At 42.8% G+C, this 20,542-nt stretch carries 20 protein-coding genes; 11 read left to right on the top strand and 9 right to left on the bottom strand.

Going from position 1 to position 20,542, the window contains the following annotated elements:
• Positions 1-23 precede the first annotated feature (23 nt).
• Genes JSY38_RS15990 through pdxH form a run of 3 tightly spaced genes read left to right on the top strand, consistent with a single transcriptional unit; the run spans position 24 to position 1,656 of the window.
• Positions 24-365, top strand: coding sequence for a histidine triad nucleotide-binding protein (locus JSY38_RS15990; protein ID WP_114411927.1), 342 nt, complete (start codon positions 24-26; stop codon positions 363-365).
• A gap of 14 nt (positions 366-379) precedes the next feature.
• On the top strand, positions 380-1,012 hold the full coding sequence (gene coq7, locus JSY38_RS15985; RefSeq protein ID WP_181858523.1) for a 2-polyprenyl-3-methyl-6-methoxy-1,4-benzoquinone monooxygenase: 633 nt from the start codon (positions 380-382) through the stop codon (positions 1,010-1,012).
• 2 nt (positions 1,013-1,014) lie between these two features.
• Complete coding sequence (gene pdxH / locus JSY38_RS15980; RefSeq protein ID WP_114411926.1) at positions 1,015-1,656, top strand: pyridoxamine 5'-phosphate oxidase; 642 nt, start codon at positions 1,015-1,017, stop codon at positions 1,654-1,656.
• A gap of 8 nt (positions 1,657-1,664) precedes the next feature.
• On the opposite strand, the gene JSY38_RS15975 is transcribed toward pdxH, so the two are convergent.
• Positions 1,665-2,216, bottom strand: a complete 552-nt coding sequence (locus JSY38_RS15975) for an alpha-ketoglutarate-dependent dioxygenase AlkB family protein (protein ID WP_114411925.1) — start codon at positions 2,214-2,216, stop codon at positions 1,665-1,667.
• Here JSY38_RS15975 and JSY38_RS15970 point away from each other — a divergent pair.
• The 4 genes from JSY38_RS15970 to yfaE all read left to right on the top strand — a co-directional run bounded on the left by JSY38_RS15970 (position 2,204) and on the right by yfaE (position 7,149).
• Entirely contained in the window at positions 2,204-2,971 is a 768-nt protein-coding gene (locus JSY38_RS15970; RefSeq protein WP_239544004.1) for a heparan-alpha-glucosaminide N-acetyltransferase, read from the top strand. The two genes, JSY38_RS15975 and JSY38_RS15970, sit on opposite strands and share 13 nt — an antisense overlap.
• Before the next feature lie 321 nt (positions 2,972-3,292).
• Complete coding sequence (nrdA, locus tag JSY38_RS15965) at positions 3,293-5,557, top strand: class 1a ribonucleoside-diphosphate reductase subunit alpha (RefSeq protein WP_114411924.1); 2,265 nt, start codon at positions 3,293-3,295, stop codon at positions 5,555-5,557.
• A 166-nt stretch (positions 5,558-5,723) separates the two neighbouring features.
• Entirely contained in the window at positions 5,724-6,857 is a 1,134-nt protein-coding gene (gene nrdB / locus JSY38_RS15960; RefSeq protein WP_114411923.1) for a class Ia ribonucleoside-diphosphate reductase subunit beta, read from the top strand.
• Complete coding sequence (yfaE, locus tag JSY38_RS15955) at positions 6,841-7,149, top strand: class I ribonucleotide reductase maintenance protein YfaE (RefSeq protein ID WP_114411922.1); 309 nt, start codon at positions 6,841-6,843, stop codon at positions 7,147-7,149. The genes nrdB and yfaE overlap by 17 nt, the downstream gene beginning before the upstream one ends.
• A gap of 9 nt (positions 7,150-7,158) precedes the next feature.
• On the opposite strand, the gene JSY38_RS15950 is transcribed toward yfaE, so the two are convergent.
• Positions 7,159-7,773, bottom strand: a complete 615-nt coding sequence (locus tag JSY38_RS15950) for a CDP-alcohol phosphatidyltransferase family protein (RefSeq protein ID WP_205114134.1) — start codon at positions 7,771-7,773, stop codon at positions 7,159-7,161.
• An 85-nt stretch (positions 7,774-7,858) separates the two neighbouring features.
• On the opposite strand from JSY38_RS15950, the gene JSY38_RS15945 reads away from it, so the two are divergent.
• Positions 7,859-8,620: an alpha/beta fold hydrolase gene (locus JSY38_RS15945; protein ID WP_205114131.1), complete on the top strand. Its 762-nt coding sequence runs from the start codon at positions 7,859-7,861 to the stop codon at positions 8,618-8,620.
• Positions 8,621-8,633: 13 nt separating this feature from the next.
• Here JSY38_RS15945 and JSY38_RS15940 read toward each other — a convergent pair whose 3' ends face one another.
• From JSY38_RS15940 to JSY38_RS15930, 3 genes are read right to left on the bottom strand one after another with little or no spacing between them, the layout of a single operon-like run.
• On the bottom strand, positions 8,634-9,536 hold the full coding sequence (locus JSY38_RS15940; RefSeq protein ID WP_239544003.1) for a hypothetical protein: 903 nt from the start codon (positions 9,534-9,536) through the stop codon (positions 8,634-8,636).
• 17 nt (positions 9,537-9,553) lie between these two features.
• Positions 9,554-11,551 (bottom strand): TonB-dependent receptor plug domain-containing protein, encoded by a 1,998-nt coding sequence (locus JSY38_RS15935; protein ID WP_239544002.1) that lies wholly within the window; start codon positions 11,549-11,551, stop codon positions 9,554-9,556.
• Complete coding sequence (locus tag JSY38_RS15930; protein WP_114411918.1) at positions 11,548-12,420, bottom strand: prephenate dehydratase; 873 nt, start codon at positions 12,418-12,420, stop codon at positions 11,548-11,550. Before JSY38_RS15930 ends, JSY38_RS15935 begins: the two co-directional genes overlap by 4 nt.
• A gap of 100 nt (positions 12,421-12,520) precedes the next feature.
• Here JSY38_RS15930 and yidD point away from each other — a divergent pair, with 100 nt between their 5' ends.
• A complete protein-coding gene (gene yidD / locus JSY38_RS15925) occupies positions 12,521-12,775 on the top strand; it encodes a membrane protein insertion efficiency factor YidD (RefSeq protein WP_114411917.1) in 255 nt (84 codons plus the stop codon).
• Here the strand turns inward: yidD and JSY38_RS15920 are convergent.
• From JSY38_RS15920 to JSY38_RS15905, 4 genes are all read right to left on the bottom strand, one after another.
• Positions 12,772-13,425, bottom strand: coding sequence for a LuxR C-terminal-related transcriptional regulator (locus JSY38_RS15920; RefSeq protein ID WP_114411916.1), 654 nt, complete (start codon positions 13,423-13,425; stop codon positions 12,772-12,774). The two genes, yidD and JSY38_RS15920, sit on opposite strands and share 4 nt — an antisense overlap.
• A 27-nt stretch (positions 13,426-13,452) precedes the next feature.
• Positions 13,453-15,411: an acetate--CoA ligase gene (acs, locus tag JSY38_RS15915; protein ID WP_205114130.1), complete on the bottom strand. Its 1,959-nt coding sequence runs from the start codon at positions 15,409-15,411 to the stop codon at positions 13,453-13,455.
• Between the two features lie 118 nt (positions 15,412-15,529).
• Positions 15,530-16,294 (bottom strand): class I SAM-dependent methyltransferase, encoded by a 765-nt coding sequence (locus JSY38_RS15910; protein ID WP_239544621.1) that lies wholly within the window; start codon positions 16,292-16,294, stop codon positions 15,530-15,532.
• Positions 16,295-16,352: 58 nt separating this feature from the next.
• Positions 16,353-16,973, bottom strand: coding sequence for an HAD family hydrolase (locus tag JSY38_RS15905; protein ID WP_205114128.1), 621 nt, complete (start codon positions 16,971-16,973; stop codon positions 16,353-16,355).
• 280 nt (positions 16,974-17,253) lie between these two features.
• Here JSY38_RS15905 and JSY38_RS15900 point away from each other — a divergent pair, with 280 nt between their 5' ends.
• A complete protein-coding gene (locus JSY38_RS15900) occupies positions 17,254-18,282 on the top strand; it encodes a TAXI family TRAP transporter solute-binding subunit (RefSeq protein WP_205114126.1) in 1,029 nt (342 codons plus the stop codon).
• A gap of 95 nt (positions 18,283-18,377) precedes the next feature.
• Positions 18,378-20,501 (top strand): TRAP transporter permease, encoded by a 2,124-nt coding sequence (locus tag JSY38_RS15895; protein WP_205114124.1) that lies wholly within the window; start codon positions 18,378-18,380, stop codon positions 20,499-20,501.
• The last annotated feature ends 41 nt before the right edge of the window (positions 20,502-20,542 follow it).

The raw sequence follows: 20,542 nt of genomic DNA, 5'->3' as shown, positions 1-20,542 counted from the left end.
ATAATACTCACGAAGGAGATGATATGGACTGTTTATTTTGCAAAATAGTAAAAGGGGATATCCCAGCAACTGTGCTATTTGAAGACGATGAAGTCATCGCTTTTGAAGACATCATGCCTCAAGCGCCGACTCATTTTCTAGTCATCCCGAAACGCCATATTAGTACACTAAACGACCTAACTGATGCCGACGCACCAGTGGTTGGGAAACTGCAAATAACCGCTGCAAAAATAGCAAAACAAAAAGGTATCAGCGATGCAGGCTATCGAGTGGTCATGAACTGCAACGAAATGGGTGGACAAACCGTTTACCACATTCACATGCATGTACTCGGTGGACGCGCAATGACATGGCCTCCAGGTTAATAAGGGGAAATATAATGATCTCTTTTCTAGACAAAGCCGTATTACAGCTTGATCGCGCCTTACAGACGCTTGTACCAAGTACGGCAAAGGCCCATCGACCTTCTCCAGCTGATACACTAGAAGAAGCCGAATTAGATAAAAGCGAACGCAAGCATTCATCTGGGCTAATGCGCATAAACCATACAGGCGAAGTATGCGCACAGGCACTCTATGCAGGGCAAGCCACTACGGCAAAACTTGCCAAGGTTCGCCAAGAAATGGAACACGCTGCTGACGAAGAAATCGACCACCTCGTTTGGTGTGAACAACGTCTTTATGACTTAGGCAGTAGACCAAGTATTTTGAACCCATTGTTCTATGGAGCATCGTTTATGATTGGCGCTGGTGCTGGCCTGATTAGCGACAAACTCAGCCTAGGGTTTGTTGCGGCGACAGAAGATCAAGTTTGCGCCCACCTTCAAAAACACATGGCAACCTTGCCAGTGCAAGATGAAAAAAGCATAGCGGTACTAACGCAAATGCACATAGATGAAGCAAAACACAAAGCCATGGCACTAGATGCTGGAGGTTATGAGTTCCCGCAACCAATTATGGCCATCATGACGCAAGTATCCAAAGTTATGACCACAACCACTTACCGGATTTAACCATGAACAGAGATCTGCATTCTATTCGTCGTGACTACCAATTCGACGACCTTTTGGAAGAACAGGCTGGTAATAACCCACTGAACTTGTTTGACGTTTGGCTAGAAAAAGCCATTGAATCCTGCCCTGATGACCCAACTGCGATGATATTAAGCACCGTTGGATTAGATGGTTGGCCACATTCTCGTGTAGTGTTATTAAAACAACGCAATGGCACAGGGTTTTCTTTCTTCACAAACTACGACAGTGAGAAAGCCCAGCAATTGGCGCAAAACAACAAAGCCAGTATGACCTTTTTTTGGCCTGCCCTATCTCGCCAAGTTCGTATAGAAGGCACCATAGAAAAAGTATCTCGAGAAACGTCAGAAACCTACTTTGCAAGTCGTCCACGAGGAAGCCAACTGGCAGCCAGAACGTCTAGACAAAGCGCTGTAATTGCTAGCCGTGACGTACTGCAAAAAGCATTTGATGCAGAAGAACAAGCATTCAACGATCAAGAAGTTCCCTGCCCAGAAAACTGGGGCGGCTATGTGCTAAAGCCATGTTTCATTGAGTTCTGGCAAGGACGACCAAGCCGACTTCATGACCGTATTTGCTTCACGCAAACCGATAACGATTGGGTGATAACACGCAAAGCGCCATAACGTAAGAATCAAAGCAGGAGACGAAAAGTTAAGCTTATTCGCTCCTCTTTGATGCGCTTTCTAACAGGCAAAGAATGCTGCCACAACACTTGCGTTGAAGCAGCCATAATTAGCCAACTCTCATTCTCCAATTCAACATTGTGCTTAATGCTATGGTTTGCTTTTAACCGAAACACAAAAGGACGCGTCGCACCGAGGCTCAACATAGCCACTACGGGAGCAGGCCCCAATATTTTCTCATCATCCGCATGCCAGCCCATATACTCCTCACCGTCTTGGTACCAGTTAAGTAACACGGCATTAAAAGACTGGTGAGCAAGGCTCTCTGCTTCTTCTTTAATCGCCAACAACCATTCAGGCCAACCAGAACCCAAGTGATCTTTACCAGAGTAACGATAACAAACACCCACATCTGCAATAAACGCCACTTGCCGAGGCACTGACACCTCACGCCCAAACATCTTTAAGCTTTCTCTTTCCCAAGACAACCCAGACTGCAGCTGTGGCATAAGCGCCTGCGGGCTTGAGCTGGAAAATGAGTATCGGTATGATGGCAACATACTACCTACATTATTCCCCTTGGATGACAATGCAACCCACCTCCCTTTGTGAATCTATAAAACGCAGTGCATTTTTAGACGTATATCGTGGTACCGCGGTGCTGCTAATGATCATTTTTCATTTCTGTTGGGATTTACGAAATTTTGGATTTGTAGAATTCTCTATTTATGACCCGTTCTGGGTATATTTCCGCAGCGTTATTCTCACTTTATTTCTTTCTGCTGTTGGCTGGTCAACCTACCTTGTGTTTACTAAAAAAGCCAACCCTTCTTTTTGGAAGCGAGACCTTAAGCTCTTCATCGCCGCAATAGCCATTTCCCTTGCAACCTATCTGGCTATGCCTAATCAATGGATTTACTTTGGTATACTGCACTTTATTTTTATAGCGTCCTTGATCAACAGACCCATAGCAAAATACCCTATTTTCTCAGCCACTATCGGAGCCACTATCATTGTCGCTTACCATGCAACAGATTGGCTGCTTTTTCCTAATGCGTTTTCAACCATTACCCAATATGTTGCCATACCGGAAAGAACATTAGATATCGTCTTCCCTTTCCCGTGGATAGGCGTTGTCTTAATCGGACCACTACTTGGCTACTTACACCTGCATAAACTGCCTACACCCAACAACATAATCATTGTTATGCTGAGCTTCATGGGGCGTTATGCATTGCCAATTTACCTTCTTCATCAGCTGGTATTATTTGCCCTTGTTGGTAGCGTCAAAATGGTGCTTAACCTTGCATATTGATCACTTTTCGTGCGCAGATCGTGCATAGAATTAGGTGAGTTTTTTTCATGTGAAAAATAGATAAAAATAGATAAAAATAGATTTTATGCTCTTGCCAATTGCTAACTTTACGCTTAGTGAGGCAAGTAAAGTAAGTGACCACTTCGGCATTCTTCATTTATCATTTCAGAGTTTTTTTCAAGCCTTGATTTTCATTCAAATGAGCACTATTGTTCGTTACATATTGTTAACGAAGCACTACATATAGTGTGTCACTTTTAAAACACATACTACATAGAGTAATTCTCCTCTTTTTATAATGCACTAATGGGAAGTTAAGGCATGAGCACTCTCACAGTTACTAAGCGTAACGGGAAGACCGAAAACATCAACCTGGAAAAGATTCATAAAGTCATAGCATGGGCTGCTGAGGGTTTAGAAAATGTCTCTGTTTCCCAAGTAGAATTAAAAGCACGAATTCAATTCTTTGAAGGTATTCGTACTACAGACATCCACGAGACTCTAATCAAGTCTGCGGCAGACTTAATTTCTGAACATACGCCTGATTATCAATATCTGGCCGCTCGCCTAGCCATCTTTCACTTACGTAAAAAAGCCTTTGGTGATTTTGAGCCACCACACCTTTATGCGCATGTAAAAAACCTAGTTCAACAAAAACGTTATGATGCTCAACTGCTAGAAAAGTATTCTGAAGAAGATTTCAATCAGCTGAATGAATTCATTGATCATTCTCGCGACATGAATTTTTCCTACGCGGCCGTCAAACAGCTTGAAGGTAAATACCTAGTCCAAAACCGTGTAAGCGGCGATATTTACGAAAGCCCTCAGTTTATTTACATCCTTGTTGCGGCTTGCTTATTTGCTGAGTACGACTCAAAAGATCGTTTGAACCTTATTCGTCGTTTCTACGATGCCGTTTCTAAATTTAAGATTTCATTACCGACACCTATCATGTCTGGTATCCGTACTCCGACACGTCAGTTTAGTAGCTGTGTCCTAATTGAGTGTGGTGATTCTTTAGACTCCATCAACGCAACATCCAGCGCTATCGTTAAATACGTTAGTCAACGTGCTGGTATTGGTGTAAATGCGGGTGCTATTCGTGCTTTGGGTAGTGCTATTCGTGGTGGCGAAGCTTTCCATACAGGCTGTATCCCGTTCTACAAGCACTTCCAAACTGCGGTAAAAAGCTGCTCTCAAGGTGGTGTTCGTGGTGGCGCAGCGACTGTTTTCTATCCTATTTGGCACCTTGAAGTCGAAAGCCTATTAGTATTAAAAAACAACCGTGGTGTAGAAGAAAACCGCGTTCGTCACTTAGACTATGGCGTTCAATTCAACCGTTTGATGTACCAACGTTTGATCAAAGGCGGCAACATTACATTGTTTAGCCCATCAGATGTACCTGGTCTATACGATGCCTTCTTTGCAGACCAAGAGGAATTCGATCGCCTATACACCATGTATGAGCAAGACAGCTCTATCCGCAAGCAAACGGTTAAAGCCACTGAGCTGTTCACGCTATTTGCTTCTGAGCGCGCTAGTACTGGTCGTATTTACTTACAGAACGTGGATCACTGCAATACCCACAGCCCATTTGACCCTAAAGTTGCACCCGTTAAGCAAAGTAACTTATGTTTGGAAATCGCACTTCCAACTAAGCCACTAAACAGCATTGATGATAAAGAAGGCGAAATCGCACTTTGTACTCTTTCTGCTTTTAACCTAGGCGCGCTTGAAAACCTAGATGAACTAGAAGAACTATCAGAACTTATCGTCCGTGCTTTAGACAGCCTGTTAGATTACCAAAACTACCCAATTCCAGCAGCGCAACGTGCCACTGAATTACGACGCACATTGGGTGTGGGTGTTATCAACTACGCGTACTATTTGGCTAAGAATGGCGTTAAATATTCTGACGGCAGTGCAAACGAGCTGACTCATAAAACATTTGAAGCAATTCAATACTTCCTATTGAAAGCATCTAACAAGTTAGCAAAAGAGTTTGGACCATGCCTAGCCTTTAACGAAACAACTTACTCTAAAGGTGTTTTACCAATCGATTCCTACAAAAAAGAAATCGATAACATCGTTTCCAACGAGTTGTTCTACGATTGGGAAAGCTTGCGCACTGAAATCGTTACTCACGGTCTACGTAATTCAACTCTAACAGCGTTAATGCCATCTGAAACCTCTTCTCAGATTAGCAACGCGACAAATGGCATCGAGCCACCACGAGGTTTCGTATCAGTCAAAGCCAGTAAAGATGGCATTTTGAAGCAAGTTGTTCCTGAGTTTGAACGTTTAAAAGACAACTATGAACTGCTTTGGACTATTCCAAGTAACGATGGTTACTTACAGTTGGTTGGCATCATGCAGAAGTTTGTCGATCAGGCTATCTCAGCTAACACAAACTATGACCCACAGAAGTTTGATGCTCAAAAAGTACCAATGAAGGTGATTTTGAAAGACCTTCTAACAGCTTATAAATTAGGCGTAAAAACACTTTACTATCACAACACGCGTGATGGTGCAGATGACAAGCAAGAAGACATGGATGATTGCGCTGGCGGTGCTTGCAAAATCTAACTTGTCTAACATCGTTTAGTGTTCATTTAACAATGTGACAAGCAAAGCCTCATAGACATGGGGCTTTGCTATGTTTAGCATTTTAGCGAAACACCTAAATTCATTAACAACTAAGGTGTGCCTTTTATCAATCACACCCCCATGCTTTTGAGGAATACCCTGAGACATGAGTTACTCGACTTTTAACCGTAAACATTTCGATAGTACAAAAGAACCCATGTTCTTTGGTGAAAATGTCAACGTTGCTCGTTATGACCAGCAAAAGCACCCTATCTTTGAAAAATTGATAGAAAAGCAGCTGTCATTTTTCTGGCGTCCAGAAGAAGTCGACCTTTCAACTGATCGCAAAGATTTCCAACGCTTGGAAGCACATGAGCAGCATATTTTTTTAAGCAACCTAAAATACCAGACCCTACTAGACAGTGTACAAGGTCGCTCGCCAAATGTTGCTTTATTACCAATCGTATCTTTACCAGAATTAGAAACATGGATCGAAACTTGGTCTTTCAGTGAGACCATTCACAGCCGATCTTATACGCACATCATTCGTAATATTGTGAATGATCCGACCAAGATTTTTGACGATATTGTCACTAACGAAGAAATTACTAAGCGCGCAGACAGCGTTTCTATCTACTACGATCGCCTTATTGAAATGGTCAATCTGTACAACACCATGGGCATGGGAACATTCGACATCCCAGGTAGGGGCGAGATTGAAATATCTATGCCTAAGCTAAAAAAAGCACTGTACCTTACGATTGCTTCAGTCAACGTATTAGAAGCCATTCGTTTCTATGTTAGCTTTGCCTGCAGTTTTGGCTTTGCAGAACGCACTCTAATGGAAGGCAACGCAAAAATCATCAAGCTAATCGCACGTGATGAAGCCTTACATTTAACAGGCACACAACACATGTTGAACCTGATGGCATCAGGTAAAGATGACCCTGAAATGGCCATCATTGCAGCAGAGTGCCAAGATGAAGTTCGTCAGATCTTTATTGAAGCCGCTGAGCAAGAAAAAGAATGGGCAACGTACCTATTCAAAGATGGTTCAATGATCGGTCTTAACGCTCAAATCCTAGGTCAGTATGTAGAATATATTACCAATGTTCGTATGCAAGCCGTTGGATTAGAAACCCACTTTGCCACTAAGAACAATCCAATCCCTTGGATCAATGCCTGGTTAGTAAGTGACAATGTTCAAGTCGCACCACAAGAAGCTGAAATCAGCTCTTACTTAGTTGGACAAACAGATAACAGTTTAGATGACTCAGATTTTGATGACTTCGACCTCTAAAAAAGAAATATCTGAGAAACAAGAGCGAAAAGGGCAAGCAGTACATCGCGTACTTTTAGGGAAAAAACAAATCCTCGTCACTGAGGAAGAACCCCTATTAATTCAGCTTGAGCGCGCTGGCATTCACGTTGAATACCAGTGTCGTGAAGGGTATTGCTCTTCTTGCTCAATCAAACTCTTATGGGGAAATGTCATTTATCCATTTGAGCCCCTAGCATGGGTGCAAAGCGGCTATTTACTAGCATGCTGCGCCATCGTTAAAAGCGATATCGAAATCGCTTTTTTCGACTAATAGCTCTTCCTAGCTGGGGTCACGTAATGTCCGGTAACCTGCATAAATTCGGGTTGCCGTCGTTATCCAACACACCATACCAAAAACATACGCCAGTACAGCAAAGTAATTTGGCAACATGCAAATCAGTATTAGAAATGCAATAGTTTCTGCTCCCTCTGCCAGCCCCCCCAAGAAATACAAAGATTTACGGCCATACTCTAAACGCTCAATGTTTCTTTTCTCTGCCATAATAGCAAAGGCCAAGAAGCTACTTCCCGTCCCCATAAAAGAAAAAATCAGAAAACTGGCCGCCAATGCGTTTTCTAACGGGTTCATTAGAGCAAAGCCAAACACCACCGCTGAATAGAAAATAAAATCTAAGGTGATATCCAAATAACCACCCAAATCCGTAGGCCCTTGGATACGAGCAACAGCACCGTCTAAACCATCCATGACTCTATTAATGACCACCAGCACTAAAGCAAGTGACATATCTCCAAAATACAAAGCAGGCAAGACCATCATGCCCATGGTAAAGCCAAATAAGGTAATCCAATTGGCTTTAATGCCCAATTTATCTATCACCACTGCCGTAATACGCAAAGGGTGTTTCAAGCTCTTTATAAAAAATGTGTCTAACATTCAAGCAACTACCTTGATTCTATAGGGACGAAACTTTCCAAGACTTGATACAATGTAGCTATATTTACTTCCACACAAGGTTACTATGATACACGCAAAGCAATATGGCTCATCAGGCCCAAATCTTATTGTCATCCATGGCTTATTTGGCAATGCTGACAACTGGCACTCTATTGCGCAATCCTTAGCGGAAAACTTCACGATACATTGTGTCGACCTTCCAAACCATGGACAGTCAGATAGTATGCCGGATGCAAGCTACCCTAAAATGGCTGAAGCTGTTCTGAATTGGGCTCACTCAAATAATATAAATCGCTTCTATCTCTTAGGTCATTCTATGGGTGGGAAAGTCGCCATGCAAATGGCAGCAATCGCCCAAGCTGGACAAATAGAAAAGCTCATCGTGGTGGACATTGCTCCTGTCGATTACGAGCCTAGTCATACTCGTATCTTAGAAGGTTTAAAGGCTATTGATGAAGCGCAACCGGCATCAAGAAAAGAAGCCGACTCATTATTGAGCCAGTATGAATCAAATTTGGCGGTAAGACAGTTTTTATTAAAAAGCCTAACCAAAAAAGAACAAGGGTTTGGCCTAGATCTTTCGGTAAAAAATATTGCTGACAGCTACTCGGTTATTTTGAAAAAACCAGAGATAAGCACTGCGATCAACACCCCAACACTGTTTATAAAAGGCGAGAATTCAGACTATATTGTGGCTGATTATCAGGATGCTATCTTCAAACTATTTCCACAGGCTAGCTTTAAAATGATATCAGGAGCAGGACACTGGCTCCATGCTGAAAAACCCGTACCGTTTAGTAGCTTGGTAAAGCGTTTTTTAGACTAATTGAGGCTCGGAGTTAGTTGCATGCGGTCTCCGAGCAAAGTCCATATTGGTCTTTTAAATAAGCTGCCGAAGGCAGCACAATACCGTGAGACTTGATTAGATAGGGGTTAAAGCTGACTCTTAGTTTATCTGGGTATACTGCTTCCAACAGCGTACCCTCTTCTTGCCAACCATTAATGCGAGCCGCTAAAGCATCCAGCTTTGTTTCTGTATCAGAATAAATTGCAAACAAAGAGCCAGCTCTCACAAAGCCAAACGATGGACCCACCATCACGTTCTGTTTATGAAATAGCAGCTTCAAAATGTCTTGTGCAATACCGTTTTCATAAAGCTTCGAGTCCACCAATGAAAACATCATCTTAGAATCTTCCAAAATATAGTTAACCGCTTTTAAAACGGATAAACGATCAACCTCAGTTTGCAAAAAACGAAAGGTAAAACCATATAATGCTGCCTGCTCCTGCATACCCTGCTGATCAATGAGAAGATTATCACTGTATAAAACCGTCAGTGGTTTTGGATCAAACCATACCGCTTGCAATAATGACAAGCGCTTTTCTAAAGGGGCTCCTGAAAAAACAGCACTACTGGGTATCGAGCACTGAGGCTGAATATTTAAATATTCCTCTTTTCCTATAAAGACGGAAACAACTGCCCCCTTTGAGGCAACGGAACAAGTTTGACGAAGACTCTCGTCTCCAATAGCAACAATCATATCGTCTTGTTGTAACGCTGAAATATTTTGCACAAACACAGACTGACGCACTGGAATAATCGCTGTACTAGCTGATAACAATTTAGAAAGTTGGAACGTCAATGAACGTACTGAACTCTCTTCAGTATTGTGAACTACATAAACCGCTGCCGACACCTTCAATGTGCTAAACAGCAGTAAAAAACAAAAAATCCGTTTCACTCTTTCATTAATCCAAATTAGAAAGTAATGTTGCTAAAGACATAGAAGAACGTGTCTTCATCCAAATTATTATGCCGGTTAACCAAAGCGTTCCCGTCCAGGCGTGCTTCCATTCCCAACCCCATAGTGGCTTTTGAGTACCCACCTAGTGACATTTTGTAAGATAGCCATGTATTCAGAAACTCATAATTCCTTTCATTTAGCTCTTTCCCATACCAATAATAGCCATTAATAAACAATTTATCCGTTATTGGCTGGCTGGAAAATAACGACATCATTATTGGTGAGGTAGAGTCCAATAGTTTGCTATTGTCAGTTTGAGTGTCTTGATAAGCATAAGTAAAACGCGTCATTCCGCCTGATCGAGAACGCCAATCTAGTTCAAATTCCAAACCATTAATACTTACGTCTTCTGTCACCCCTTCTTCTATGGCTGAGTCCGCCCCAGAATTAGAAAAATATTTTCTGCTTAATACCATATCTTGAACCGAATCATGATAAAGCTTGATATCCATCGACAAGCCCTGATCAAGCCAATAATGGTAATAGCCTACTTCATAGGAGGTAATTTGTTCCTCACTCTCCCCCTGATCCGCGTAAGTAGTGTAGGAACTTTCTCCAGTCGACAATACGTAATGCCACTTAAAATACTGGTCAGACAAGTCAGGGGTTCTCACCGCTTTAGAGGCATTGAATCGAATAGATTCTTTTTCTGATAATTTATAGGTAGCCCCAAGCTTAGGTGATAAAAACGTCCCACCCATTTGACTGCGCTCTAGCATGGCTCCCGTATTTAGCACCCAACGATCGCCAACCCTATATTCTACATTTGAAGACGCTCGAAGTACTTCATCGCTGACTGCACCCGAAAAGTAATGTTCGGAGTCGGCTTCATCTAAACGATAACCCAATGCTGATATCACACGTAGATTTTCTGTCGCCTCCCAAGTACTTTGTACTTCGAGGTCCTGACGAGTTTCAACTAAATTTACATCATACGATCTATAGACATCACCACTACTGGTACCGCCAAAAAAATACCCATAAAAAGCACTTGTCAGTCTGGCATCATGATGCTCACTTTGCTCAGCCTGATCATAATAATACTGGAGTCTTAATTCGTGATTAGAAGACACTTGCTTACTATAACTAAGCTTTATATGCTCACGATTTGATTCACGTACGGGATCATTAACATCATAAGACCCTGTGGCATACTCATCAGGATCTATATTGGCTTTGACATGACTTGCACCTAAATCCAAACCAAAGAAGCTATTTGACATTTCTTTTTGGATAACAACATTTCCCATGGTCGCCCCATGGCCATCATGGCGATCATTACCGTCATTACCTGTGTCAAATCCACTCACGTTACTAGTAGAAGCTGATGCCCGATAGCTCCAATCACCATTCAAGCCACTATGTTGGCCATATAAGCGGTAATCACCTTGTGAACCAGAATAAGCAGAGATACTTTCACCCAGCGTTTCCAAAGGAGAACGTGTAATGATGTTCACCACAGCAAAAAAAGAGTTGATACCATAGCTCGCTGCATTTGGGCCTCTGTTGACCTCCACTCGCGCAACATCTTCAATATTCAATGGCAAGGTTGCCCACTCGACTCGCGCCTTACCAGCACTGTATACAGAGCGCCCATTAACCAATACCTGAATGCGGCGATATTCTTCTAACTGAGTACCATGGTACGAAACAATTTTCTGGCTGGATGCTTTATAGGGAAACACAGCAAACCCTGGGACAAATTGTAGTAAGTCTTCAACATACTGCATATTAAGGCGCCGAATGAATTCTCCATCCAACACAGACAGCGTAGAGGAAACATCGACCCTTGGCTGAGCAATTTTAGATGGGGTAACGACTACTGGAATGCTATCAAAAAAATCATCGTATGAACTCAACTCAGTCCCTGTTAAAGAAGACAAAGCATCCAGCTCTGCAAACGCTATTGAACTAAAAAACAGAGATAAAACAACGCAACACCAACGCATCATAATGACTTTAACCTATACTCATCAGCCAAATAGGTTCCTAAAACTCGCACATCTTCAGAGAAAAAACTCAACTCCTCAAGCGCAGCCTGCATGGAGGCTGATTGAAAGTGCGCCTCTACATCCACATAAAACTGCGTCGCGGTGAAGTTACCATTCACCATGTAGCTTTCTAGTTTCAACATATTAATACCCTGAGTCGCAAAGCCGCCCATAGCTTTATACAAAGCGGCAGGGATATTTCGCACACGAAACATAAAAGACGTTATGTAAGTTTCACCTTCTTCCATGACAGGCATTTTTTGCTGACGGGCAAATACTAGGAAGCGAGTCGTGTTGCCTACAGAGTCATTAAAATACGTCTTGAGAACTTTTAGATCATAAAGTTCAGCCGCTAGCTCAGACGATATAACTGCTAACCCTGGCTCATCAAACTCAGCGATGTGCTTAGCTGCCCCAGCGGTATCGTACATTGCCTGACTTTTTGCCCCTAGCGCTTTAATATTATTATCACACTGCGCCAATGCTTGAGGGTGACTACCAATTCGAGTAATTTGATCGATCGTCATAGAGTGAGGAACAATCAAACAGTGATTTACTGGTTCAAAATGCTCTTTCACAACATACAGCTGAGTACGTTTTAACTCTCGATAAATTTCTTCGACCCGCCCTGCCGTAGAATTTTCAACCGGAATCATTGCGTAGTACGCATCACCCTTTTCAACCATATTTAGAGCGTCAACAAAGGTGGCGCAATGAACGCTACTCCAATCAGGAAAGGTATGTTTACACGCTAAATGAGAATAAGCTCCGGGCTCGCCTTGATAGGCAACGACCTTCATTGCATCTAAAGTAAGATGTTGATCTGGCATAGTGAGTTCTTTTCTGTGATATATTTCGAATACAGTATCAAATAGGCGTCATTATTTACACAGAAATGACATTTAAGGCTCAGAAAACAGATAAAACCCCATGAAAAAAATATTTATTCTACTGGTAAAAGGCTATCAGTTTTTGATTAGTCCATTGCTAGGAAATAACTGCAGATTTTACCCAAGTTGCTCGCAATATATGGTTCAAGCCATAGAGCAATATGGTGTGTTTAAAGGAATGTATCTTGGAATAAAAAGACTGTCTAAATGTCATCCGTGGCACGAAGGCGGGATTGATCCAGTACCTTCCTCTTGCCAATGTAAAATAGATCCAAAAAAAGACGACAACTCTTAACTCATAGTCGTCGTCATTTGTAATTTTAAATCACTTGCAACCAATACAGCCTGCGTTCTGTTATTAATTTCAAGTTTACGAAATATGGCAGTAATATGTGCTTTAACCGTTGCTTCCGAAATGGACAACTCATAGGCAATTTGCTTGTTCAACAATCCTTCATGCAAATAACACAGCACTTTGTATTGCTGAGGAGTCAATTCGGCAACTTTATTTTGCATAGATAAATCAGGCTTAGGCTGATTAGCCACAGCCTGCTTAAGATCATCAGGCAACCAAATATCACCTGCTAAAATAGCATGGATCGCTTGTACATAAGTGGCTGGCTCACTGGTTTTGGGGATAAAACCCAGCGCGCCGGAGTCTATGACTTTTGCAACCATTTCACTGTCTTCACTGCCTGAAATCACAGCTACTGGTACATCTGGAAAGTCTTTACGAATTCGAATTAACCCATAAAGCTCACCACTGCCCGGCATATTTAAATCCAGTAAGAGCAAATCAAGGTCATCAAGACGGCTCAAGCACTGTATCGTCGAATCTAAGTCAAAAGATTCGACGATGACAATACCCTGAATCTCTGCTCGTAATGCACCACTTAGTGCACTACGAAACAAAGGATGATCATCCGCGATAACAAGTGAAATCACAGTTTATCCTTTTAAATATGTAAACGGTCACACATTTAAACGGTTTTCGATTAAATCATCAACCACACTTGGATCAGCTAATGTACTTGTATCTCCTAATTGATCATGTTCATTAGCAGCAATCTTCCGCAAAATACGACGCATGATCTTACCTGAGCGCGTTTTTGGTAGACCTTTGCTTGCCCATTGAATCAGATCAGGTGTCGCGATAGGCCCAATTTCTTGACGAACAAACTGCTTCAACGACTTAGTGAGTTCTTCGTCTGGAGTGACTCCAGCAACTGCACTCACGTAAACGTAAATACCTTGTCCTTTAATATCATGCGGATATCCTACAATCGCAGCCTCAGCAACAGAAGGATGCGCTACCAAGGCGCTTTCAATTTCAGCAGTACCGAGACGGTGACCAGATACGTTTAAGACATCATCCATTCGGCCGGTGATCCAATAGTGACCATCTTCATCACGCATCGCCCCATCACCAGTGAAATACATGCCTTCAAACGTGCTGAAATAAGTTTGTTCAAAACGCTCATGATCACCATAGACGGTACGTGCTTGGCCAGGCCATGAATCCGTAATGACCAATCCACCTTCCACTTGAACGCCCTGAGCATTTTGTACAACACCTTGAGCATCCACCAATGCAGGCTGAACACCAAACAATGGCCCAGTACAAGATCCAGGCTTTACATCACCCTGAACAATACGTGGCGTCATCATCATGCCACCCGTTTCTGTTTGCCACCATGTATCTACGATAGGGCAAGCAGAATTACCAATTTCACTGTAATACCAAGACCAAGCTTCTGGGTTAATTGGCTCACCAACACTGCCCAATATACGCAAAGAATTTCGCTGACTAGTACGTGTTGCTTCATCACCTTTCGCCATCAAAGCACGAATTGCCGTTGGCGCAGTGTATAAAAGAGTGACATCAAATTTGTCTACCACTCGACCAATTCGACCTGAATCTGGGTAGGTTGGAACACCTTCAAACAAGATACTGGTTGCGCCATTAGCGAGCGGACCATATACCATATAACTGTGTCCGGTGATCCAGCCAACATCAGCCGCACACCAGTAAATATCATCAGGCTTAAGATCAAAAACCAATTCATGGGTCAATGACGCATAAACTAAATAACCACCCGTTGTATGAACTACCCCTTTCGGCTTACCTGTCGACCCTGATGTGTACAAGATAAACAATGGGTCTTCTGCATTCATTGGTTCTGCTGGGCAGTCAGTACTTTCATTCTCAACTTCAACAGCCCAATCCACATCACGACCATCAAACCAAGGCACATCTTTCTGCGTATAGCGATATACAACAACGGACTCAACCGATGGGCACGCATTATGATCTAGAGCCATATCTACATTGTGCTTAAGTGGAATCGTATTCCCAGCGCGACGACCTTCGTCGGCGGTAATAACGAGCTTCACTTCACAATCATTCAAGCGATCAGCAATCGCGTTGGCGGAAAAGCCACCAAAAATAACAGAGTGAATAGCACCGATTCGAGCACACGCTAACATGGCGTAAACAGCTTGAGGGATCATTGGCATGTATATAGCGACACGGTCGCCTTTGCTAACGCCTTGGCGCTTCAATAGATTGGCTAAGCGCCCGACTTCATCATGCAGTGTCTGATAGGTAATCGCGACTTTTTCGTCGTTTTCTTTGTCGCCTTCACAGTAATAAGCAACTTTATTGGCAGAGGTGGCCAAATGGCGATCAATACAGTTATAAGCGACGTTTAACTCGCCATCTTCAAACCATTTAATACTAACTTCACCTCGCTTAAAAGAGGTGTTTTTCACCTTAGTATAAGGTGTAAACCAATCTAATCGTTCCCCCTCTTTACCCCAAAATTCATCTGGGCTTTCAATCGATTCTTGATAGCGTTTTTCAAATTCTGCTTGACTCACATTGGCATTTTTTGCCGCCTCATTTGAGGTTGCGCTATATAATGATTTCATAACCCGCTCCATTGTTAAATTTGTTATTCGGATGCAGAACTACTATAACCCGACAAGCATTCTGATCTATTCCACTTTAGTCTTATGAGACTTTTCATTTAAGCGTTTAACGGCTTGTCTAAGAAAAGCGCCCTGCCTTTACAAAAAATGGCAGATGTATTTGCTGCTTTTTAGTTGGTTCAGACCAAGCTTCTCGAATAATGGGAGAAGCCTCTAGCAAGAAGTCGTCCCCCAGCTCTTGTATACGTAACTGAGACGCTGACCAAGTTCGAATAAAGTCCAAAGTTTGTGTCACAGACCAGTGACACTTCAATTCAAATGCTGGTACGTCTATAAGTTCAAACGGAAATTCAATATTCCTATATTGCTCCCACAACAAGCGACTTTCTGCCGGCCAATACTCTTCAAGGTGCGGCAAGACTGCCTCTGCAATTGCTTTATCTTCTGCTTCTCCGACTTGCAGCCAGTTATACCCCCAACAAACAAATATGCCGCCAGGTTTCAAGACTCGTCGAAGCTCAGACCAAAAAGACTCTAAATCAAACCAATGCAGTGCATGAGCGACACACACCACATCAAAATAGTCATCTGGATAAAGAGTTTTCTCGGCAGGAAACACCTGATAATTCACTTTACGATGAGGCGTTGCCGCCGTGACTTGAGACTCACTAATATCTGATGCTTCGACATGGTCGAAATATGCAGCGAGATCAACTGATGCCTGACCCGTTCCACAAGCACAATCCCATACTACGCTGGAAGAAGGCACTTGCTGAGAAAGCCAATAATAGAGCTCGGCCGGATACATTGGTCGAGTTCGAGAATAACTAATCGAAGACTGTCCATCAAAAGTACGCATAGAAACCTCTAAGCCCAACTGCATTTTCACCCCAATAACTTCCTTTAAAGGCTTCAACCTACCCGGTTCTACTATCTTGATATTAACTAGATAGCACCTTGTACTGTTCAAGCACTTGACGAGCTTGCTCAATTCCTTTTACTCGATGTGCCTTCATACCCAATGCACATGCGGTATCAATATTAACCTGATTATCATCAATAAAAAGTATCTGATCGGGCGACACTTTCAAGCTCTCAATAACATGATGATAAATCGCGGCATCCGGTTTCACAAACCCTACTTGATGAGAGGCATAATAACTGTGAAACTTACCTGCTAGAGCCATTTCATCCATCAACCTTGGCCAATGCGCAGCATTGGTGTTGGATAGTATCGCCCGATGATATTCAGGCTTAACTGCTGCGACTAACTCCAATGCACCGTCAAACAACCCCCTTGGCCATGCTTTGAATGAAGCCTTAAAGACATCTTTATCAATATTACTGCCCACTTCAGCCAATAAATCTTTCGCGAATTTATCAAAAGAAATCTTACCCGAATCAAACGCAGCAACAGTCGGTGATGATAACCACTTCAGCCAAACATCAGACTCTTCTCCCTCTGTATTCAGCATACGGTGCATTTCAGAGACATCACCCAGATCTACCAACACATTTCCTAAGTCAAACAGTACAACACGAATAGTCGATTCTTGCTTCATTATTTACCTTCCAGATCCATCGGCAATATTTCGCTTACCCAAAATGGGACAAGCAACAAAATAACATGTTAACAGTAGTGGTTACTCGATCTAATCGTGAGCAATTTATTGCCTACAGAGAAACGTCAACAATAAGCAATAAATAGCGCATATCAGGATATAAAAGTGAAAAAATAGAAGGAAATAAAAAATAATATATACATATCAACGAGTTATATATTTGGCACGATTATCGCTATAGATATAATCAACCAACCCCACCAATTAGGAGAAAAATAACATGAAATTGGGATTCGTTACTAAAGCCATTCTTTCTAGTGCAACCGCGGCTGCTATTGCACTTTCCGCAACCAATGCGTCTGCTGCTGATAACCGCAACTATATATTAGCAACAGCATCAACAGGTGGCACTTATTACCCCGTTGGTGTGGCTATCGCAACATTAAGTAAAGTTAAGCTAGAACCAAAATTCGGTTTATCTGTCTCTGCAATCAGTTCTGCAGGCTCAGGCGAAAACATCAAATTACTTCGCGAAAACCAAGCACAATTCGCTATTTTACAGGGCCTTTATGGCGCATGGGCATGGGACGGTGAAGGCCCATTTGAAAGCTCAGGCAAACAGTCTGAATTACGTTCTGTTTCAATGCTATGGCAAAACGTAGAACACTTTGTACTAAAATCAGATTTGGCTAAAACGGGGACAGTTGCCGACCTAAAAGACATTGAAAATACTAATCACAAATTTTCAATTGGCACTAAAAACTCTGGCACTGAAGGCTCTGGCCGCCAACAGTTAAAAGGCCTCAATATCGATCCAGATAAGTTCGCCTTAGCTTACATGGGATACGGTGCCAGTGCCGATGCTATGCAAAATGGCAACATTGATGGTATGAACACGCCAGCTGGTGTACCTGTCAGTGCTGTAACAAGATTATACGCATCAATGGGTGACAAGGTGAAAGTGTTGGATTTCACGGACGAGCAGATTAAACAAGCCAATGGTAATTACGAGTTATGGACTCGTTACGTTATTCCTGCCAATACCTACCCTGGCCAAACAAAAGACATCAACACAGTAGCGCAACCTAATTTCCTTGCGACACGTGCAGATTTGTCTGAAGACGATGTCTATGAGCTGACTAAATCACTTTATGAGAACTTGGGATATTTAAGTGCCATTCACAAAGCGACCTCTGTAATGTCAATTGAAAAAGCCATTGCTGGCCTGCCTGTGCCATTGCACCCTGGTGCGGCTCGTTATTATCGTGAGCGCGGTATTAACATTCCAGCTCGCCTGATTGCCAACTAATCTAGTCGTAATTGATTATCGCGCCGTACTAAGTACGGCGCACTTTACCTCTCTTTGCTCAATTTGTTTCTGTACGTATCTAAGGTAGCCTGTCTATGACTGCTTCATCGCAACCAACCGACTCTCAAGACGTTAATCTTGAGGATTTCGAAACAAAACATCGCTCCGGGCTCTGGTTAAACCGTCTTGTTTTTACCATTTCTGTTTTTCTCGCTGTGGCTCATATTTACATCAACACCATCGCGACCTTACCTGAATTGTGGGTCTCTGCCTTTCACTTTGCAGGCTTTGGCGCATTATGCGCGTTACTGATTCCAGCACACCCAAAATGGCAAGACAGCAAAGTAGCGATGTTTTTCGATGGTGCAATCGTGCTCGCACTGATTGGAATGGTGCTGTATATCATCTTTTTCGAAGACGCTCTCTACGCCAGAGGTGTGACATTCAGCACATCAGATTGGATCGTTTCCAGCATTGCTGTATTACTGTCTCTTGAGCTCATTCGCAGAACCAGTGGCTGGTTCATTCCATTCCTGATTATTGTAGCCTTGACCTATGTTGTGTTGTGGGGACGCTGGCTGGGAGGCATGTTTAACTTCCCAGGTCTTAGCCTAGAAACCCTGCTATACCGCAGTTTTTTTAGTACTGACGGTATGTTCGGTTCTATTTCTCGTATTTCATGGAGCTTTGTCTTCATGTTTATTTTATTCGGCGCTTTTTTAGTAAAATCCGGTGCCGGCGATTTCATCATCGATCTATCTCGCTCTCTTGCCAGCAAAATGATTGGCGGACCGGGGTTTGTCGCTGTGCTCGGTTCAGGGCTAATGGGTTCTGTTTCTGGCTCTTCTGTCGCCAACACTGTATCGACGGGGGTTATCACTATTCCTCTGATGCGCAGAGCTGGCTTTCCAGCACGCTTTGCAGCGGGCGTTGAAGCCGCTGCCTCTACTGGTGGGCAGCTAATGCCTCCTGTTATGGGTGCTGGTGCTTTTATCATGGCGTCCTATACCCAAGTATCTTATGTAACCATCATCAGTGTCGCAGCTATTCCTGCCTTACTGTATTTTCTCTCTGTTGGCTTCTTCGTTCGTGTTGAAGCAAAGCGTAGCAAGGTGATTTCAACAGAAAGTGATGATGCTGTAAAAGTGTCGCAAGTATTAAAAAGTGGTTGGCACCATATTGTCCCTTTAACAGTTCTGGTAACTCTGTTAGTTCAGGGTTTTACGCCAACTTACGCGGCAGGGATCAGTATACTTGCTGTTATTGCCGCTTCATTTCTATCTAGCAAACATCGCATGGGGCCTGCCGAAATACTCGATGCTATGGCTCAAGGCGCAAAGAATATGTCAACGACGGCGGTTCTTCTAGTCGGTATTGGCTTAGTGGTAAACGTAATTAGTACAACGGGGGTAGGTAACACTTTCTCTTTATTAATTACTAACTGGGCTGGTGGGAGTTTGTTCTACACCATAATTTTGGTGGCCATTGCCTCTCTTATCTTGGGTATGGGCTTACCCGTTACAGCGGCCTATATTGTTTTAGGAACACTGTCAGCGCCGGCTTTGTTCAATCTGATAGCAGAAAGCCAACTATTAGACATGATGGCATCGGGAAGCTTACCTGAAGCGGCAAACGCAGTCTTTATGTTGGTCGATCCTTCTGCTATTGCGGCGCTCGCGCAAGGCATGCCGATAGACCAAGCACAGGCTTTGTTGGCACAGGTACCAAATGACTTTAAAGGCATGTTAATGGATCAGGCTTTAGGTGCTGAAAGCGTGGCTATGATTTTAGTAACTGCTCATATGATTATCTTCTGGTTATCACAAGATAGTAATGTGACGCCTCCTGTGTGTTTAACGGCATTTGCCGCAGCCGCGATAGCGAAAACACCACCAATGCGAACGGGTATGACTGCATGGAAACTGGCAAAAGGTCTGTATATTGTGCCGTTATTAATGGCCTATACTCCGCTGATTGGTGGTGATTCTGAAACATTATTACGTCTATCTTTCTTTGCTATTTTTGGCATGTATGCATTAGTAGGTGCGATGGAAGGTTATCTAGAAGACAAGCTAGCCATTGTGCCACGCGCTTTGCTATTGGTAGCGTCCTTGATGATGTTATGGCCAAACTTAGATCTATGGATTCAGTTCATCGGCTTAGTAGTGTTCTTAGGTATCTTTGTCGTTGGTAACAAGTCTTATAAAAAGAGCCTGTAAGGTAAAAAGTTAACCAATAAAAAAAGGAGCATCACAATGCT

It is taken from the genome of Marinomonas foliarum (assembly GCF_016906065.1).
GTDB classification, from domain to species: Bacteria; Pseudomonadota; Gammaproteobacteria; order Pseudomonadales; family Marinomonadaceae; genus Marinomonas; species Marinomonas foliarum.
Note: the sequence above shows the minus strand (reverse complement) of the source record. Positions and strands in the feature narration are given on the sequence as shown.

Coding starts and splice junctions, on each gene's coding strand:
- JSY38_RS15905 (WP_205114128.1), bottom strand. CDS start 16,973: ATGAAGCAAGAATCGACTATTCGTGTTGTACTGTTTGACTTAGGAAAT.
- nrdB (WP_114411923.1), top strand. CDS start 5,724: ATGAGTTACTCGACTTTTAACCGTAAACATTTCGATAGTACAAAAGAA.
- JSY38_RS15945 (WP_205114131.1), top strand. CDS start 7,859: ATGATACACGCAAAGCAATATGGCTCATCAGGCCCAAATCTTATTGTC.
- pdxH (WP_114411926.1), top strand. CDS start 1,015: ATGAACAGAGATCTGCATTCTATTCGTCGTGACTACCAATTCGACGAC.
- JSY38_RS15910 (WP_239544621.1), bottom strand. CDS start 16,294: ATGCAGTTGGGCTTAGAGGTTTCTATGCGTACTTTTGATGGACAGTCT.
- JSY38_RS15900 (WP_205114126.1), top strand. CDS start 17,254: ATGAAATTGGGATTCGTTACTAAAGCCATTCTTTCTAGTGCAACCGCG.
- JSY38_RS15895 (WP_205114124.1), top strand. CDS start 18,378: ATGACTGCTTCATCGCAACCAACCGACTCTCAAGACGTTAATCTTGAG.
- JSY38_RS15975 (WP_114411925.1), bottom strand. CDS start 2,216: ATGTTGCCATCATACCGATACTCATTTTCCAGCTCAAGCCCGCAGGCG.
- nrdA (WP_114411924.1), top strand. CDS start 3,293: ATGAGCACTCTCACAGTTACTAAGCGTAACGGGAAGACCGAAAACATC.
- JSY38_RS15970 (WP_239544004.1), top strand. CDS start 2,204: ATGATGGCAACATACTACCTACATTATTCCCCTTGGATGACAATGCAA.
- acs (WP_205114130.1), bottom strand. CDS start 15,411: ATGAAATCATTATATAGCGCAACCTCAAATGAGGCGGCAAAAAATGCC.
- JSY38_RS15950 (WP_205114134.1), bottom strand. CDS start 7,773: ATGTTAGACACATTTTTTATAAAGAGCTTGAAACACCCTTTGCGTATT.
- JSY38_RS15935 (WP_239544002.1), bottom strand. CDS start 11,551: ATGATGCGTTGGTGTTGCGTTGTTTTATCTCTGTTTTTTAGTTCAATA.
- yfaE (WP_114411922.1), top strand. CDS start 6,841: ATGACTTCGACCTCTAAAAAAGAAATATCTGAGAAACAAGAGCGAAAA.
- coq7 (WP_181858523.1), top strand. CDS start 380: ATGATCTCTTTTCTAGACAAAGCCGTATTACAGCTTGATCGCGCCTTA.
- JSY38_RS15990 (WP_114411927.1), top strand. CDS start 24: ATGGACTGTTTATTTTGCAAAATAGTAAAAGGGGATATCCCAGCAACT.
- JSY38_RS15930 (WP_114411918.1), bottom strand. CDS start 12,420: ATGCCAGATCAACATCTTACTTTAGATGCAATGAAGGTCGTTGCCTAT.
- yidD (WP_114411917.1), top strand. CDS start 12,521: ATGAAAAAAATATTTATTCTACTGGTAAAAGGCTATCAGTTTTTGATT.